Annotated in this window: 11 protein-coding genes, 1 tRNA gene and 2 pseudogenes; 10 read left to right on the top strand and 4 right to left on the bottom strand. The window is 53.3% G+C overall.

All coding sequences use genetic code 11. From position 1 onward, the window contains the following. Window positions 1-259 precede the first annotated feature (259 nt). The 8 genes and pseudogenes from JT718_RS16155 to JT718_RS16125 all read left to right on the top strand — a co-directional run. A complete protein-coding gene (locus tag JT718_RS16155) occupies window positions 260-1150 on the top strand; it encodes an endonuclease/exonuclease/phosphatase family protein (protein ID WP_205503760.1) in 891 nt (296 codons plus the stop codon). Between the two features lie 88 nt (window positions 1151-1238). Next, on the top strand, window positions 1239-2180 hold the full coding sequence (locus JT718_RS16150) for a glycerophosphodiester phosphodiesterase family protein (protein WP_205503758.1): 942 nt from the start codon (window positions 1239-1241) through the stop codon (window positions 2178-2180). A gap of 70 nt (window positions 2181-2250) precedes the next feature. Next, window positions 2251-3210 (top strand): glycerophosphodiester phosphodiesterase family protein, encoded by a 960-nt coding sequence (locus JT718_RS16145; protein WP_205503756.1) that lies wholly within the window; start codon window positions 2251-2253, stop codon window positions 3208-3210. Between the two features lie 213 nt (window positions 3211-3423). Continuing rightward, window positions 3424-5019 (top strand): beta-N-acetylhexosaminidase, encoded by a 1596-nt coding sequence (locus JT718_RS16140; protein ID WP_205503755.1) that lies wholly within the window; start codon window positions 3424-3426, stop codon window positions 5017-5019. 172 nt (window positions 5020-5191) lie between these two features. After that, on the top strand, window positions 5192-5932 hold the full coding sequence (locus JT718_RS16135; protein ID WP_205503753.1) for a hypothetical protein: 741 nt from the start codon (window positions 5192-5194) through the stop codon (window positions 5930-5932). 24 nt (window positions 5933-5956) lie between these two features. Then, window positions 5957-7006, top strand: coding sequence for an SGNH/GDSL hydrolase family protein (locus tag JT718_RS16130; RefSeq protein WP_205503752.1), 1050 nt, complete (start codon window positions 5957-5959; stop codon window positions 7004-7006). Window positions 7007-7144: 138 nt separating this feature from the next. After that, a pseudogene (locus JT718_RS20570) lies at window positions 7145-7285 on the top strand (transposase); the annotation flags it as partial. Window positions 7286-7290: 5 nt separating this feature from the next. After that, a pseudogene (locus tag JT718_RS16125) lies at window positions 7291-7410 on the top strand (IS5/IS1182 family transposase); the annotation flags it as partial. Window positions 7411-7668: 258 nt separating this feature from the next. On the opposite strand, the gene JT718_RS16120 reads toward JT718_RS16125, so the two are convergent. Both JT718_RS16120 and JT718_RS16115 read right to left on the bottom strand, forming a co-directional pair. Then, window positions 7669-7742, bottom strand: a tRNA-Arg gene (locus JT718_RS16120). A gap of 81 nt (window positions 7743-7823) precedes the next feature. Then, the gene (locus JT718_RS16115; RefSeq protein WP_205503750.1) at window positions 7824-8519 is read right to left on the bottom strand and encodes a TVP38/TMEM64 family protein; all 696 of its coding nucleotides are present in this window, start codon (window positions 8517-8519) and stop codon (window positions 7824-7826) included. Between the two features lie 125 nt (window positions 8520-8644). Here JT718_RS16115 and JT718_RS16110 point away from each other — a divergent pair, with 125 nt between their 5' ends. Beyond that, a complete protein-coding gene (locus JT718_RS16110; RefSeq protein ID WP_205503749.1) occupies window positions 8645-9784 on the top strand; it encodes a cystathionine gamma-synthase in 1140 nt (379 codons plus the stop codon). A 941-nt stretch (window positions 9785-10725) separates the two neighbouring features. Then, window positions 10726-11418, top strand: coding sequence for a hypothetical protein (locus JT718_RS16105; RefSeq protein WP_205503748.1), 693 nt, complete (start codon window positions 10726-10728; stop codon window positions 11416-11418). 272 nt (window positions 11419-11690) lie between these two features. On the opposite strand, the gene bglX is transcribed toward JT718_RS16105, so the two are convergent. Continuing rightward, complete coding sequence (gene bglX / locus JT718_RS16100) at window positions 11691-13952, bottom strand: beta-glucosidase BglX (RefSeq protein ID WP_205503747.1); 2262 nt, start codon at window positions 13950-13952, stop codon at window positions 11691-11693. An 80-nt stretch (window positions 13953-14032) separates the two neighbouring features. Beyond that, on the bottom strand, window positions 14033-16144 hold the full coding sequence (locus JT718_RS16095; protein ID WP_205503746.1) for a family 16 glycosylhydrolase: 2112 nt from the start codon (window positions 16142-16144) through the stop codon (window positions 14033-14035). Between the last annotated feature and the right edge of the window lie 19 nt (window positions 16145-16163).

Genomic DNA, 16163 nt, shown 5'->3' with positions numbered 1-16163 from the left:
CCCGCATAGATAAACTTGTCCCCCGCTGGTGGGGACCACGCGGTGGTAGTTTGAAGACACCTGTTCATCTGCCAGCTATTGAGGTGGAATCTGAATCAAAAATGGGTACCCACCTCAATAGCTGGCAGCGTTTCTCCCTGGGCAAGATGTACCGTCTGGTCCTTTCTCTTAATTACTGCTTTCAGTGAATAATTACAAGATCTGTTACTTCCCCTTTACTAAAACGCAAAGCCGTAGATGTATTCTACCTCTGCAAAGATTGCTGCTGTTGATGTTGCTAAGCTTGGCAACGGCACTGCATGCCTGCAAAAACAGCTCAGAGCATGATCCTTCCCCTATTGTTGATTCCGGGGAGGGCCCATCCAAGAGTTCAGCTGTTCAGGTCATGAGCTATAATGTACTGCAAGATGACTCCGGCCGGCCAAGAGGGTATTCCTGGGCAGAACGGAAAGACCGAGTCATCTCCCAGATTAAAATAAACAAGGTAGATATTCTTTGTGCGCAGGAAGATTACCAGAACCAGGGTGAAGATATCAGCCGGGCAACCGGTTTTTACAAAGTAGGCGTGGCCAGAAACACGGGCAAAGCATCTGGAAGTGGTGAGTTTGTAGCAATCTATTATAACAAGGCCCGGTTCACAGTGAGGAAATGGGGACATTTCTGGATGTCTGAAACCCCCGAGGTGCCGTCTAAAAGTTGGGATGCGGCCGTGCTTAGAATCTGTAACTGGGCCCAGTTTCACGACAAGAATACCGGGCAAGAATTCTTTGTGTTTAATACGCATCTTGATCATGTTGGCAGCGAAGCACGCTTGAAATCTGCCGAACTCTTAAAAGAGAGGATACAGAAGATAGCAGAAGGAAAACCAGTTATTCTGGCGGGTGATATGAATACTACCCCTGCTACAGCGCCTATCACGGTTTTAAAATCATTTATGGTGGACAGTAAAGACGTGAGTATGGCTGCCCCGGAAGGTCCGGAAGGAACTTACAATGCCATGGACTACAACAGGCCATTGAATAGGCGCATAGATTATGTCTTCACTAACAATCTCTTTCGCGTGTTAGCATATAAGGTGCTCAAGGAAGCGAAAGACACGATTTACCCCTCTGACCATTTGCCGGTTTTGGCCAGGGTAGAGCTTAAGTGAATTACATGGCCATGGGCAAAAGTTAAGCTGCCTGTCCTTCAATGAACTTCCTTTAAGAATCATTCCAGTACTTGATTGATAACCTCTTATGCAATTACCTACCTCTTTTCGTGCCGCTCTTTTGTTAGCCGGTTTTCTCCTGGGGGCCGACACTTACGCCCAGCAAACCCTACATACCATAAAAGTCAGCAAACCCAAAGACATAAGAGCCTTTTTCAAGTACACGGGCCAGGACATTCCCATTATCAGTGGGCATCGGGGTGGGGTGGTGGAAGGATTTCCTGAAAATAGCATTGCGGCGATGGAGCAGACGCTTCGCGCCACACCAGCCTTTTTTGAGGTAGATCCCCGCCTCACCAAAGACAGTGTCATTGTGCTGATGCACGACGCTACCCTTGATCGGACCACCACGGGGAGCGGTAAAGTATCTGACCATACCTGGGAGGAGCTAAAGGCACTGCGGCTTAAAGATGTAAAGGGGAATGTGACAGAACACAGAATTCCTACCCTGGAAGAAGCCATTGCATGGAGCAAAGGCAAGACCATCCTAAACCTTGACAAGAAAGATGTACCGCTTGAAATGACGGCAGCCCTGCTACAAAAGCAGAAAGCTGAAGCCCATGTCATGGTTACGGTGCATACTGCCGCGCAAGCTAAATTCTACTATGACCGAAACAAAGACATTATGTTTTCGGCCTTTGTGAAGACCAGAAAAGCCCTGGAAGAGTATGAGGCGGCAGGAATACCCTGGTCACACATGATTGCTTACATAGGCCCTCAGAATAAACCAGAGAATAAAGTGCTTTTTGACCTGCTGCATCAGCGTGGGGTCATGTGTATGATTTCGGCGGCACCCAGTTATGATAAACTTACAGATACAGAGGCGCAAGCCCAGGCGTATCGGGGAGTATTCCAGGGTGGGGCCGATATTCTGGAATCGGATTACCCGGTTAAAGTGGCGGAAGCCGTTTTGGGCCTGTTTCCTGCAAAATCCAGCAAGAAGAAATTCTTCGGTAGAGCCAGGCAGTAAGAAGGGCATGTGGCCCTTTACAAAGGTGGGGTTCACGGTAAGCACAGCGCTTTTCCCAGCACCTTACCTGTTGTCGCTGATCGTTAACTTGGCAAAGACCATGAAATACAGAGCCTTTTACTTCTTGCTACCCTTGTTTCTAGTGCTGAGCTGTAGCGCCTCAAAACAGGGGGCAGTGCCTCCTAAAAGCAATACGCTGGCCGAGATTTTGAAAGAATACCATGCACCTAATGGAAAGCAGGTACTTGTGGTTGCGCACCGTGGTGATTGGCGCAATGCCCCAGAGAACTCGCTGCAGGCAATTAAGAACGCCATGGCCATGGGAGTAGATGTCGTGGAGATAGATATTCAGAGAACCAAAGACGGGCATCTGGTGCTGATGCATGATAAAACCATTGACCGCACCACTACGGGCCAGGGCAGGGTAGAAGACCACACGCTAGCCGAGCTCAGGCAGCTCTACCTGAAAGGTGGTCACGGCGTTGCTACCGGGCACCGTATTCCTACCCTGGAAGAAGCCATGCGGTTGATGAAAGGCAAGGTGATGGTGAATCTAGACAAGGGCTACGACTTTTTTGAAGAAGCCCAGGCCATCTTAGAGGCAACGGGTACTACAGGGCAAACCATCATCAAAAGCAGCCATACTTTTGCAAAAGTGCGGGCAGAAAAAGGCAGAATCATGTATCAAGTGCCCTTCATGCCGGTAGTGAACTTGGGGAACAAGAATGCGCGGCAGATCATCAGAGAGTATCAGCGCGAACTCAAGCCCGCAGCGTTTGAGATTGTGTTCAGAGCAGATACCTCCTCCATCTTAAACGAGTTGAGCGCTTTAAAACAAGCTGGTGCCCGTGTCTGGGTAAATGCGTTATGGCCTAGTTTAAATGCAAGCCACCATGATGACCTGGCAGTGGAAGAGGGAAAAGTAGAGGAAAGTTGGGGTTGGTTACTTGACCAGGGCTTTAACATCATACAAACAGATCGTCCGGTAGAACTGATTGCCTATTTAAGAAAGCGCGGTTTGCATCACTAGTTGCTACTGGGTTTTTGCTCTAGTTTTCTTAAAACATGCCTAAAAGGCAACTTTCCCCCAGGCGGTACGCAAACGCTGAGTTTCTGCCCCCTCAGGCGGGGGCGGTAGCCACAAAGCCTGAGTTGATCAAAAGTAAATTTTAAAATGATGATAGAAAGGAACATGTTCAGACGTACTGCAGTGCAAGTAATCATTGCTTTTAGTTGCTTCTTAATGCTGCACCTTCGTGCTAGTGCACAGGAAAAATACCGCTATGCTATTATCCCTAAACCGGTGAAGCTGGAAGAGAGGGAAGGGGAGTTTACGCTAAACAAGAAAACCACTATCTACCTTTCCAGTGCTACTGCTGATCTTAAGAAGGCAACTGATTTCCTTTCTGATTTGGTGCGAAATGCTACCGGAAACCCGTTGATGTACACAGACAAAGCAGCAAAAAAGAATTCTATTCACGTGAGCCTGGATAGTTCCATTACCCACCAGGAGGGATATGAGCTGACGGTTTCCAGTAAATCAATCCAAATCAAGGCGAAAACGCCCGCCGGGGCATTCCTGGCTGTGCAATCCCTCCGCCAGCTCTTTCCGGCAGACATTGAAGCCTCAACCAACCTAAAGCGCTTCACCATTCCGGCAGTTCATATCCAGGATGAACCCCGCTTTGCTTACCGGGGCGTCATGCTGGATGTAGCCCGTCATTTCATGCCCCTAAACTTCATTAAGAAGTACATTGACTTACTTGCCTTCTATAAAATCAATACCTTCCATTTCCATTTAACCGAAGACCAGGGGTGGCGCATTGAGATAAAGAAGTACCCTAAGTTACAGCAAGTAGGAGCATGGCGGAAAGAAACCCTCATAGGGCACAACAACGACAAGCCCCGCCAGTACGATGGGAAACGCTACGGGGGGTATTATACCCAGGAAGAACTGAAAGAGCTCGTCAAATATGCCCAGGACCGGTTTATCACCATTATTCCTGAGATTGAAATGCCCGGGCATTCGCAGGCCGCGCTGGCCGCTTACCCAGAGCTGGGCTGCTCACCAGATGCAAATTATGAAGTAGCCACCCATTGGGGCATATTCAAGGATATCTACTGCCCCAATGAAGCCACTTTCACATTTCTGGAGGATGTACTCACCGAGGTAATGGCCATTTTCCCGAGCAAATACATTCACATTGGCGGCGATGAAGCGCCCAAAGACGCCTGGAAGAAATCTGCCTACGCGCAGGAGGTCATCAAGAGAGAGGGCCTGAAAGACGAACATGAGCTGCAGAGCTACTTCATTCAAAGAATGGAGAAGTTCCTTAATTCCAAAGGTCGGTCTATCATTGGGTGGGACGAGATCTTGGAGGGCGGTTTAGCACCAAACGCCACGGTGATGTCATGGCGGGGCGAAAAGGGGGGAATTGCCGCGGCAAAACAGGGCCATAAAGTAATCATGTCGCCAAGTTCTCATTTGTACATTGATTCTTACCAAACAAAAGCAGGCAGAAAAGGGGAGCCCCTGGCAATTGGCCGTTACCTGCCGTTAGAAAAAGTGTATTCGTATAATCCGGTCCCCAAGAGTTTAACGCCCGAAGAAGGTAAACTGGTTTTAGGCGCGCAGGCAAACCTCTGGACGGAGTACATCCCAACCAGCGACCACGCCGAATTTATGTCTTTCCCCAGAATCTGTGCCTTGGCAGAAATTACCTGGACCCCCCTGGCTCAGAAGAATTACCAGGATTTCCTCAAAAGGTTGAATAGTAATATTCAACATCTGGATAAACTAAAGGTAAATTATTCTAAGTATTACCAGAGCACACCGTAAGGCGGGTTCTGGTAAGCCCCGTTTCCATTGCCTTTTGTAGAATATACAAGCTAACTGCTGGAGCAATTCGGCAGACTGGAAAGCCACTGCCTCCACCCAGCCTGTTTTCCGGCTTTTTTCCGAAAATCAACCATAAAACCCACCAGAGCCCTCTACCCAGATTTGCAAGATTATGAAAAACAAACCCCTCTTCCATTTGCTTCTATTGCTCTCGTTGCTCCTTGGTATGCATAGGAGCTTTGCCCAGGAGAAGAATGATACCATTAACATTGATTTCGGAGCGGCAGCCACCGTTTCTCCTGCCGGTTGGAACAACGTCACCAATGCAAAGACAGGCACAATAGAAAACTTGGTTAATACAAAGCAGCTCTCTACCGGTATCTCAATTGCTGTCACCAGACCATTCAACACCTTCAACCCTAACGGCCTTGTCGCCGATGATACGTTGGGTATTCCTGCCAATGCCTCAAAGGATAGTTTTTATGGAAACACAACCAGATTCAATGGCGCTGTAGTGCCTTCTTCAGAAGTCTCATTGTCCAACCTGCACTTAGAGACAGCTTACTCTTTCACCTTTTTTGCCTCCCGCGGTAATGTAACCGACAATAGAGAAACCCAATACCTTGTTGAAGGGGAAACTACCGTGGTGGTAAAGCTGAATGCCTCAAAAAATACCTCCAAAGTTGTTAGAACTATCCCGGTTATTCCTAAGGAAGACGGAACCATAAAAATCACGGTTGAGAAGGGCAGCAACAACAACAACAACAACAACAACAACGCGACAGTCTTTTTCTACTTAGGCGCCATGAAAATAGCCTATGTCAACAAAGTGGCCCCAGGACCTAAGGCCATCACCTTGCAATCACCCAATGGCGAGGAGCAGTTAAAGGCTGGTAAGGTGACCTCCATTTAATGGAAAGCAGACAACGTTGTCTTTGTGCGCCTGGATTATTCTGTAGATAACGGAGTTAATTGGTTGCCCATTGTTGCATCGGTTGCCGCCACTGACAAAGCGTACACCTGGACACTTCCAACCATTGTTGCAGAACACGCGTTAGTCCGGGTGGCTGACGCTGGTGAGCCTGGCCTGCATGATGTCAGCGCCAGACCTTTCTCTATTTTCCAGGGAAACACGAAACAATTTACCATTGTGGTTTTGGGCTCCTCAACGGCGGCAGGAGCAAAAGTTTCCAAACCAGACAGTGCGTGGGTGTGGAGGTATAGAAACTATCTAAACCATCAGCCAAGTGAATTCAATGTGATTAATTTAGCCGTGGGCGGATATACCACCGCCAGCATTCTTCCTGAAAATAACCCAGAGCACAACATCACAAAAGCCCTTGGCTTCAACCCAGATGCTCTTATTGTCAATTTGCCTTCTAATGACGCAGCTGCGGGCCGGACCGTTGAGGATCAGATGAAAAATTATGAAATAATCATTGAAAAAGCAGCCCAAGCCAACATACCCCTTTGGGTAACAACGCCACAACCCAGAAACTTTTCACAGGACAAAGTCCAGATTCAACTGGGGATGATTGATGCTACCTATGGCAAGTTTGGAGAAGTTTTCACCGTAGACTTCTGGACAGGATTTCAAACCCCAGGCAATACCATGCAGCCCGCATTTGATAGTGGCGATGGTGTGCACATGAATGATGCCGCCCATAAAATCATGTTTGATCGTATTGTGGCAGAGAATATCACCGGCTACTTAGAGAGAAATCCCTTAGGGGTCAACGAGGAAAGCTCAACCGGCGTACGTGTTTTCCCAAACCCAACTTCCGGCATTATCAACATACACACAAGTGGTACTTACAACGTAAAGAAAGTCCAACTAATAAATGCTGTGGGTAAGTTGGTTTTTGAAAAAAGTGGGAGCGCGTCTTTGTTGGACAAACTGGATGTAACCGGTTGTTCAAAGGGGCTCTATTATGTACACGTTTACACAAACAGTGGCCGCTTCTTTTCAAAGATACTTGTGCAGTGATATAAATAGGAAGGGTTTTGAAGCTGTTCTTGATGCAATAGGTTGCTTCTACTTTGGTTATTGGTGTTGATATGACTAGGCTGTGTTGACAAATAAATGAATAAAAGGTATCGGTAGTATTTTAGGGCTAAAAACAATATGCGGCCTTACGAGACCAAGGATGAAGAATGGGTGCGATTGGCGCCATTGCTTGCAGGTAAGCCTGAAGATGTAGGGCGGAGTGCGGCAGACAACCGGCTCTTTGTAAATGCAATGCTGTGGATAGGGCGCAGCGGTGCCATAAGATAGAACGCTTCTTTAACCTGTTCAAACACTACCGTAGAATAGCAACCAGGTATGATAAAACTGCCACAAACTACATGGCTTTCTTACATCTGACTGCTACTATGACTCTTTTGACTTAATTGTTAACACAACCTGGTAAGTACTTTTTTGTTGAATATGATTTGCTGAATTCTGACAAGTGAATCCCTGCTTGAGAAGGATAAGTTATCCTTTATTGACCGGATTGATGGTTAACGCAATGAAACTCATTAACAACATCAACATTCACTTCGCCTCATAACACTTGGGATTACAGAATTGAAAAGATTTCGTGTGCAAAATGTGTGCAAAGAAAAAAGCCACTCACAAGTTTTATCTCGTAAGTGGCTTTTTTTAGGTGGTCGCGTAGGGAGTCGAACCCCAAACCTTCTGATTCGTAGTCAGATGCTCTATCCAGTTGAGCTACGTGACCATTGTTTGATTTAGTGTTGCAAAGGTAGATACTCGGTTTGAATTGCGCAAGTACTCGCCTGAAAAAAACTTAAAAAAAATGCTATATGCCTCTGGCTAAGGCTTTTTTAATTGCCCGGTTGAGTAAGACATAGAGCCCGCCCAGGGAAATCACCACCAGTGCGCCCAGCAAAAGCTTGCCCGAGGTGCCCGCATTGGGGTCACGCAGAAGGGCCAGCAGGTCCTGGGCCTGGGTGCCCACCCAGAAGAAGAACAGCGTGCGCGGCAACATGCCCGCCATGCTGGCCAGCAGGAAACGGCCCCGCGGCACCTGCACCAGCGACAGCACAAAGGTCATAAACGCAAAAGGCAGCACCGGCGAGATGCGCGTCAGAATGATCAGGCTCCAGCTGTGCTCCCGCAGCTCGTTCATCACCCCTTCGGCTTTGGGGAACTGGTGCAGGAAGGCTGTCAGTTTGCCGTGGTCAATGAGGCGGGCCATGGCGTAGCCAATCAGGGCGGCGGCCCCGTACGAGACCACCACCCCCGGGAAAGCGTTCCACCCAAAGAAGAAACCCGTGGCCAGCGCCACAAACGTGGTGGGCGTGATAGCGAAAGCCATGGTGAGCGAGACCGCCAGGAAGTACAAGATCTGCTGGGCCCACGTAAGAGACTCCAGTAAGTCCTGGTTGTGGTACAGCCACAGCGCCAGGCCAGAGCTGGCCAGCACCGGAATGACCACCAGCAGGAGCGAGTACAGGAGCGTGCCGGTATTTTGTTTAAGGAGTTTCTTCCACATAAGCGCCGAATATCGGGTATTTTGGGGAAAGTACGCGGAAAACGCCTTCAGGGCTGCCCGTAAGTTGCGTTGGAAACTTGTGGGCAATTTCTCTATCTTGCGCCGCTACTACCGTATAAGAGGCTATGAAATTCGGAACCAAGACCATACATGCTGGCGTGATGCCAGACCCCACCACCGGCGCCATCATGACGCCCATCTACCAGACGTCTACGTACGTGCAGCGCTCGCCCGGTAACCACAACGGCTATGAGTATTCCCGCACCCATAACCCCACGCGCAGTGCCCTGCAAAGCGCCATCGCGGCCCTGGAGAACGGGGTGCACGGGCTTTGCTTCGCCTCGGGGATGGCCGCTACCGACTGCATCATCAAACTCCTGAAGCCTGGCGACGAGGTGATCTCCACCAACGACCTGTACGGCGGCACGTACCGCATCTTCACCAAGGTGTTCCAGGACTACGGCATCAAGTTCTCTTTCGTGCCCATGGGCGAGATTGGCACCATTGAGCAATACATCACCGCCAATACCAAGATGGTGTGGGTGGAAACGCCTACCAACCCGCTCCTGAACATCATTGACATCAAAGGCGCCGCCGAGATCTGCAAGCGCCACCAGTTGACGCTGGTGGTGGACAACACCTTCTCCACGCCCTACCTGCAAACGCCCCTGGACCTGGGCGCCGACATTGTGATGCACTCGCTCACCAAGTACATGGCCGGTCACTCAGACGTGGTCATGGGCGCCATTGTGGTGAAGGAAGATGCCCTGGCCGAGCGCCTGGCGTTCATCCAGAATGCCTGTGGGGGCACGCCCGGTCCGCAGGACTGCTTCCTGGTGCTGCGCGGCCTCAAGACGCTGCATGTGCGCATGCAGCGTCACTGCGAGAACGGCCGCAAAATTGCCGAGTACCTCCGGCAGCACCCCAAAGTGGGCAAAGTGTTCTGGCCCGGTTTCCAGGACCATCCTAACCACCAGATCGCCCAGGAGCAGATGCGCGATTTCGGGGGCATGATCTCGTTTGAGCTGAAGGAAGACCGCATTGAGGCCGCCATCCAGGTACTGGAGAAACTGCACTACTTCGCCCTGGCCGAGTCGCTGGGAGGCGTGGAATCACTCTGCGGACATCCGGCCACCATGACGCACGCCAGCATCCCGCAGGTAGAGCGCCTGAAAGGCGGCTTGTCTGATTCCTTAATACGTCTGAGCGTAGGCATCGAAGACGTAGAAGACCTCATCGCTGATTTGGAGCAAGCGATTGGGTAATGTGAAATTGAGTGAATGAGTGATGGAGTGAATGAGTGAATTTGGAGCACTGAATTCCTGTGAATAGCTGAAAGAGCCTGTCTGGTGTGTGCCGGGCAGGCTTTTTTGTGTGATAGCATCACCGTCTGTTTGAAGCCTGTTTTTTTCAAAGTTGGCCCAAAAGGGAACAACGTGCATTGGCAGTTACAAACTGCTCACAGAATGGGGCCAAGTCACAGACTTGAACCATGGGAAGAGTGAAGGTATTAGAAGTAATTGCGGATAGACGCTCGCGGGTCTGGAAGACACTGCGAGGTATTTGAATTGACCAGCGTGGCAAATCGGGGGAGACCCTACAGGTTTTCAAAGCATATAGGGTCTAGCTACAACTATGGAGTAGATTTACTTCCGTGACTTTTGAACGTAAGTCACGGAAGTAAATCCGCGCCATAGAAAGTAAGGGTTTAAGTAATGATTAGCTAAACCGCTGCTATGCAAGTTCACAGCTGGAAGATCCCGATTCCAGTCTTTGGCTCGAGCGCCTCGCTTGTGGCCCCTGAGGAACAGAAGCTAAGCACAAACTACAGAGGTGGGCCGCAAGGGCAGTGCGAGGGGCAAAGACGGGGCCCCGCGGCCATGAGCGCTTTTCAGAGAAGATGAAACAACACAGCCCTTAAGTCCATAGACAAACCGCCACTTCGCTAGCAAAGGCCTAATATATGAATTAGCAGTCTAAGCATAGGCTAACGGCACCACGCCAGCGATAACCCCAAGCCAGCAACGGCAGACAAACCAAAAGCACCCATCCGCCCTCCCCTCAAACAAAGACAAAAAAGAAAGCCGTCAAGCATTTCCCCTCGGGTGATAACCTTCTAAAATACTACTTCGTTTCTATAAAGAAAGAAGCAGAAGCCCCCTGCGCTTATTAGAATCTAATCAGAGTCTTACCAACAGAAAGGAGCGTGACGATGGTATTAGCCAATTGCCGAGCCCAATTCACCGCCACCGATTTTGAGTTTGTGGCCAGCGTGTTGTCCCGCCAGGGCGGGCCCAGCATCGGGCTGGTGGAGCTGCTCAGCGACCCCGAGTGCCGCGACGAGATGCTGGACCATGAGGCCCTGCCCAAAGCCCTGCTCTCCAAGGAAGGCCAGGTAGGCGTGTCGCAGCAGTTGTATTTCTACGTGCTGGCCCGCACCGTGCTACGGCGGCAGGGCATAGAAGACCGCGAACTAGCCGATTACATCGGGGCCCTGCTCTGGCAATTCTCCACCGTGCAGCGCATGCACTCGCCCCATGAGAAGCTGCCGCACCGGTTCCAGTACATCGTGGAAATGCTGGAGGCGTTGTCCAAGGCATCGGCGGCGGAGGCGTTCCTCATCCGGGTGCACATCGGCAATTATGCGCTGTTCCTGTCAGGCATGTTCCACGCCTGGATTGAACGACGGCAGCAGCGCGGCGCGCCAGATCCCTCGTTCTACGAATCGGTGGGGCGGTCTAGCTTTAGAACGGCGGCCAGCCATAAACTAGCGTATCAACTGGAGCTGGCCCAGGTGTACGGCCTGTTGGCCGAAGGCTTCCGGGATGCCCGCCTGGCCCTGAACGAACTGGCCCACACCATCTGGAAGACCCAGGACAAACCTCCCTTCACGCTGTAGGCACATGCGGCCCGCATCTGGTTCAAACTCCAACTGCGGATGCAAAGAGGCGAAATGCGTTTTGGGCCTAAATCCTAGAAAACACGCTTAAAACAGCAGCGGCGTTCTTGCCGGCGACTCCATGACCAGGCCATAGGGTGGGGCAGCAGCAAGGGAGCGCGGGCCTTGGTAAACGGCGGCCATCTACAAAAGAAACCCGCCCCAAGCACCCGCAGCCATAGCGGGCGTTTGGGGCGGGTTTTCAGGAAAAGAGCCGTAAAACAGACCGGGTTCTATAGTGAGGTAAGGGTGAATGGCAGGGCCTGTACGTCTCTGGAGTTTCCGCCCACCATCACTTTGAAGTCGCCGGGTTCTGCGCCGAAGGTCATGTCCTGGCGCCAGAAAGCCAGATCAGCGGCGTTGAGCGTAAACGTGACGGTTTTCTTCTCGCCGGGGGCGAAGGCTAGTTTCTGGAACTTCTTGAGCTGTTTCACGGGGCGGGCGGTGCTGCCCACCAGATCCTGGATGTACAACTGCACCACTTCTTCGCCGGGGACCTTGCCGGTGTTGGTCACTTCTACGGTGACGGTGAGGGTTTCAGCGCCCGTAATGCTGCTCTTGCTGAGGGTGGGCGCGCCGTACGCAAACGTGGTGTAGCTTAACCCGTAACCGAAGGGGTAAAGCGGCGTATTGGGCACATCGCGGTAGCGCGACTTGTACACCCGCTCGCTGCCCGGCTCAGAGTGGTCGCCCTCGTACATGCGGCCGGTGTTTTTGTGGTTGTAGTACAGCGGCAACTGGCCCACGTGGCGCGGGAAAGACAGCGGCAGCTTGCCTGCCGGATTGTACTCGCCCCACAGCACGCTGGCGGCGGCGTTTCCGGCCTCAGAACCCAACGACCAGGTGGCCAGAATAGCCGGAATGTGCTGGTCCAGCCAGGTCAGCTCCAGGGCGCGGCCGCTGCTCACCAGGGCCACAATGGGTTTGCCCGTCTTGTGGATTTCCTTCACCAGGTCCAGCTGCACGCCGGGCAAGCCAATGTCGGCGCGGGAGGCGCCTTCGCCGTTCATCACCGCGCTCTCGCCCAGGGCCATGATCACCACATCGGCGTTGCGGGCGGCAGTAACGGCCTCGGCAAAGCCAGCAGTGGAATTGGAGTACAGGTCGCAACCTTGGGCAAAGGTCACCTGGGCGCCTTTGGCGTATTTCCTGATGCCTTCCAGAAAGCTCACCGCGTGCTGCTCCTCCCCGAAGAAAGACCAGGTGCCGTTCATGTCGGCTTTGTTATTGCCCAGCGGGCCGATGACCGCAATCTTTTTGGTACTGGCCGAAAGCGGCAGCGCGTTGCCCTGGTTCTTGAGCAGCACAATAGATTTGCGGGCCATGTCAAAGGCGACGGCCAGGTTTTCCCTGGACCGGATTTCGCGCTTCTCGCGTTTGGAGTCTGAATACCGGTACGGGTTGTCAAACAGGCCCAGCTTGAATTTGAGCCACAGCACGCGCCGCACAGACTCGTCCAGGATTTTCTGGTCCAGCTTGCCGCTTCGTACCAGGCCGGGCACAAATTTGAGGTAGGCTTCGCCCATCATGTCCACGTCAGTACCCGCCTGCAGGGCCTGCTCGGCAGCCTGGGCGTGGTCTTTGGAATAGCCGTGCTGCACCATCTCAGTGATGTTCTGCCAGTCTGAGATCACGGTGCCGGTAAAGCCCCACTCTTTGCGCAGGATCTGCTGCAGGATGAACATGTTGCCCGTGGCCGGCACGCCGTTCAGCTCGTTGAAGGACGTCATGAGCGTGGCCGAACCGGCGTCCAGAGCGGCTTTGAAGGGCGGCAGGTACACATCCCGCAGCAGATACTCCGACATATCGGTGGTGTTGTAGTCGCGGCCGGCCTCGGCGGCGCCGTAGGCCACAAAGTGCTTCACGCAGGCGGCAATGGTTCTGGGGTCGGCCAGGTCCTTGCCCTGAAAGCCCTTCACGCGGGCGGCCGCAATGAGGGAGCCCAGATACGGGTCTTCGCCGGCGCCCTCGGCGGTGCGGCCCCAGCGCGAGTCACGGGTAATGTCTACCATGGGGGCAAAGGTGAGGTTGATGCCGCCGGCCGATGACTCCAGGGCTGCCACCCGCGCGCCGTTTTCAATGGCGGCCAGGTCCCAGCTGGCCGACTCGCCCAGCGGAATGGGGAAAATGGTCTTAAAGCCGTGGATAATGTCGGCCCCAATCAGGAGCGGAATGCCCAGCCGGGACTCTTTCACCGCCATGCGCTGCAGCTTGCCAATGTACTCGGCCCCGTGAATGTTGAAGATGCCCGTGATCTGGCCGTTCTTAATGGCCTCATTGAACTTGTCTGACTGCGCCGTTCGCACCGTGGGCCCGGTATTGAACAGATCGCCTACCACAAAGTTGAGCTGGCCCACCTTTTCTTCCAGCGTCATCTTGGCCAGCAAGTCTTCAATGCGCTTTTCTGGAGGGTCTTTTTTCTGCGGCGGGGTGAAAGAGGTAAACGTGAACAGGAGAAGGCCAAGGGCGAAAACAGAGAGGGGAAACCTTTTCATACAGCATGTTTTGGGTGGAGAAAAGACAATAGAGATCCTGTTCTCCCCGGAAGGAGAAAGGAAAGTTGGGTTTCAAAGGCTTACAGCAGCTGCCGCTGAAACAGAATGCGTTTGGTAAACAGGGCCGTTTCAGTTTGGATCTGGCAGAGGTACAGGCCCCCGGCAACCGTTGCGGCGGGTTGCACCTCCGCGGTGGTTTTCCCCAGTTGGCGCCACGAAACCGCCACCGGAACTTCCTGGCCCGCCGCGTTGAACAGCCGCACGGCCTTTACGTTGAGGCCCGCGGGAAACGCGATGAAGAACTTCCCCAGCGCGGGGTTGGGGTAAAACAGGACCTGCTGGGCCAGCCGCTCCTCCTGGGTGCCGTTGATGATGCCCGCCACCGTACCAATGTTGGAGAACGCGGCCGGGCCGGCGGCGTTGTAGGCCTGCACCTTGTAGAAACTTTCGCGGGTGCCGGCGGCATCTATAAACGTTCTGGTGTTGGCGGCAAGAGAAGCTATCTGGGTGTACTCACCGTGGCTTTGGCTGGCCCTGAATACCCTAAACCCTTGCTCATTGGCGGCATTGTCGCGCCAGTCTACCTGAACGCCAGAAGCCGCCATGGAGGCGGCTACGTGCGAGGCGCGGTTGGGCGTGGCCGGCAGCGCCGGTAACACGCGGAGATCGTCTAGCCAGACCGAGTCCTGGCCCGGGCTGCCCAGCAGCCCGTAGTTGACCAGGAGCCGGATCTTTTCAATGGTGGTCTGGTCTACCTGGCCGTTACCGGTGCCAAACTGGGGCTGGTAGTTGAAGTAGTAGGTGTAGAACTCGCCGTCATCAATGAGGGGGCTAAGGTTAAACACCTGATTGCCGCCGGTAACCCTACCGGCGGCATCCATCAAGTCTAGCCGCAACGCCACGGTTCGGCTTTTGTTCTGGGTTTTCACGGCGGCGGCCAGTACCGGGTAGCCCGTCATGTCCAGGGGGCTCTCCAGGGCGTACACCACCTGGGGCAGGTTGGCGGGCGCGGTGATGTTGTACCTGAGGCGCAGGGCATCCTGGTGCTGGCTCATCTCAAAGGTGCCGCCCGAAGGGGTGAGGCGCGTATCTGGGAACGGCGTGAAGCCCTCAATCAGGAAGGAGTTGCCGCTGGGTACCAGTTTGGTTTTCACATCCAGGGTCTGGGTGTAGGTCTGGCCGTTGTGCTGCATCTGCACCTTTACCTGGCCAGATTTGGTACCCCAGTTCACTACCACCTCCGGCGAGTTCTGCCCGCTCACCAGGGTGGCCCCGGTAGGTAAGGTCCAGGTGTAGGTGGCATTGGCCAGGCGGCTGGCCTTAAACGTGAGGTTCTGCGCCGAAGGCTTCACTACCGAGGGCCCGGTCAAGGTCAGGCTCTTGAACTGCTGGTACACCCGTACATAGTCTACCTCCATGCGGGTGCTGGTGAGGTTGGGGTCTATGCCGTTCTTGAGGCCGCCGGTTTCCAGGGTGGGTTCGCTGCCCATGTTTCCGCCCACGGCGATGTTCATGATGAGGAAAAAATCATCATGGAACGGCCAGGTGCTGGGGTTTTTCACGGCAGGGGCGTAGGTGTAGTAGAGCGTGTTGTCCACAAAAAACTTGATCTCGTTCTGTGTCCACTCGGCGGCGTACACATGGAAGGCGGTGGTGGCGTCGGGCACGGGCGTGACGCCCACGTGCTGGGTATTGCCGTGGCTGGAGGGGGTATGCAGGGCGCACTGCACCACGCCGGGCTTGCGGTCAATGTATTCCATCACGTCAATCTCGCCGGAGGCGGGCCAGCCCAGCGTGGTGATTTTTTCGCCCAGCATCCAGAGCGCGGGCCAGGTGCCCACGCCGGGCGCCAGCTTGGCCCTGAACTCCACGCGGCCGTACGTGAACTTGAACTTGCCCTGGGTTTTCACCCGGGCCGAGGTCCAGGTGCCGTTCTGTTTCTTGGCCTCTATGACCAGATTACCGCCCGATCGGCGCACGTTGTCCAGCTTGTTGGTGTAGGTCTGGAGCTCGCGGTTGCCCCAGCCGTTGTCGCCGTTGCCCAGGTCAAAGTTCCACCAGGTGGGGTCAATGGCGCCTTCGCCTTCAAATTCATCGCTCCAGACCAGCTCATTGAAGGTGGGGGTCTGGGCTGCCGCCTGAAAGCCCCAGGGCAGGCAGAGGAAGAAGATCAAAAAGTAAAATTTCTGCATTTTAGGGAAGATTCAGGAA

The organism is Rufibacter psychrotolerans (assembly GCF_016924645.1).
Classification (GTDB): domain Bacteria; phylum Bacteroidota; class Bacteroidia; order Cytophagales; family Hymenobacteraceae; genus Nibribacter; species Nibribacter psychrotolerans.
The sequence above is the reverse complement of the archived record's forward strand: the minus strand, read 5'-3'. Positions and strand labels throughout refer to the sequence as shown.

What these genes read in the sequence shown, in the direction of transcription:
- JT718_RS16150 (WP_205503758.1), top strand. Translation starts at nt 1,239, where the DNA reads ATGCAATTACCTACCTCTTTTCGTGCCGCTCTTTTGTTAGCCGGTTTT.
- JT718_RS16140 (WP_205503755.1), top strand. Translation starts at nt 3,424, where the DNA reads ATGCTGCACCTTCGTGCTAGTGCACAGGAAAAATACCGCTATGCTATT.
- JT718_RS16135 (WP_205503753.1), top strand. Translation starts at nt 5,192, where the DNA reads ATGAAAAACAAACCCCTCTTCCATTTGCTTCTATTGCTCTCGTTGCTC.
- JT718_RS16115 (WP_205503750.1), bottom strand. Translation starts at nt 8,519, where the DNA reads ATGTGGAAGAAACTCCTTAAACAAAATACCGGCACGCTCCTGTACTCG.
- JT718_RS16110 (WP_205503749.1), top strand. Translation starts at nt 8,645, where the DNA reads ATGAAATTCGGAACCAAGACCATACATGCTGGCGTGATGCCAGACCCC.
- bglX (WP_205503747.1), bottom strand. Translation starts at nt 13,952, where the DNA reads ATGAAAAGGTTTCCCCTCTCTGTTTTCGCCCTTGGCCTTCTCCTGTTC.
- JT718_RS16095 (WP_205503746.1), bottom strand. Translation starts at nt 16,144, where the DNA reads ATGCAGAAATTTTACTTTTTGATCTTCTTCCTCTGCCTGCCCTGGGGC.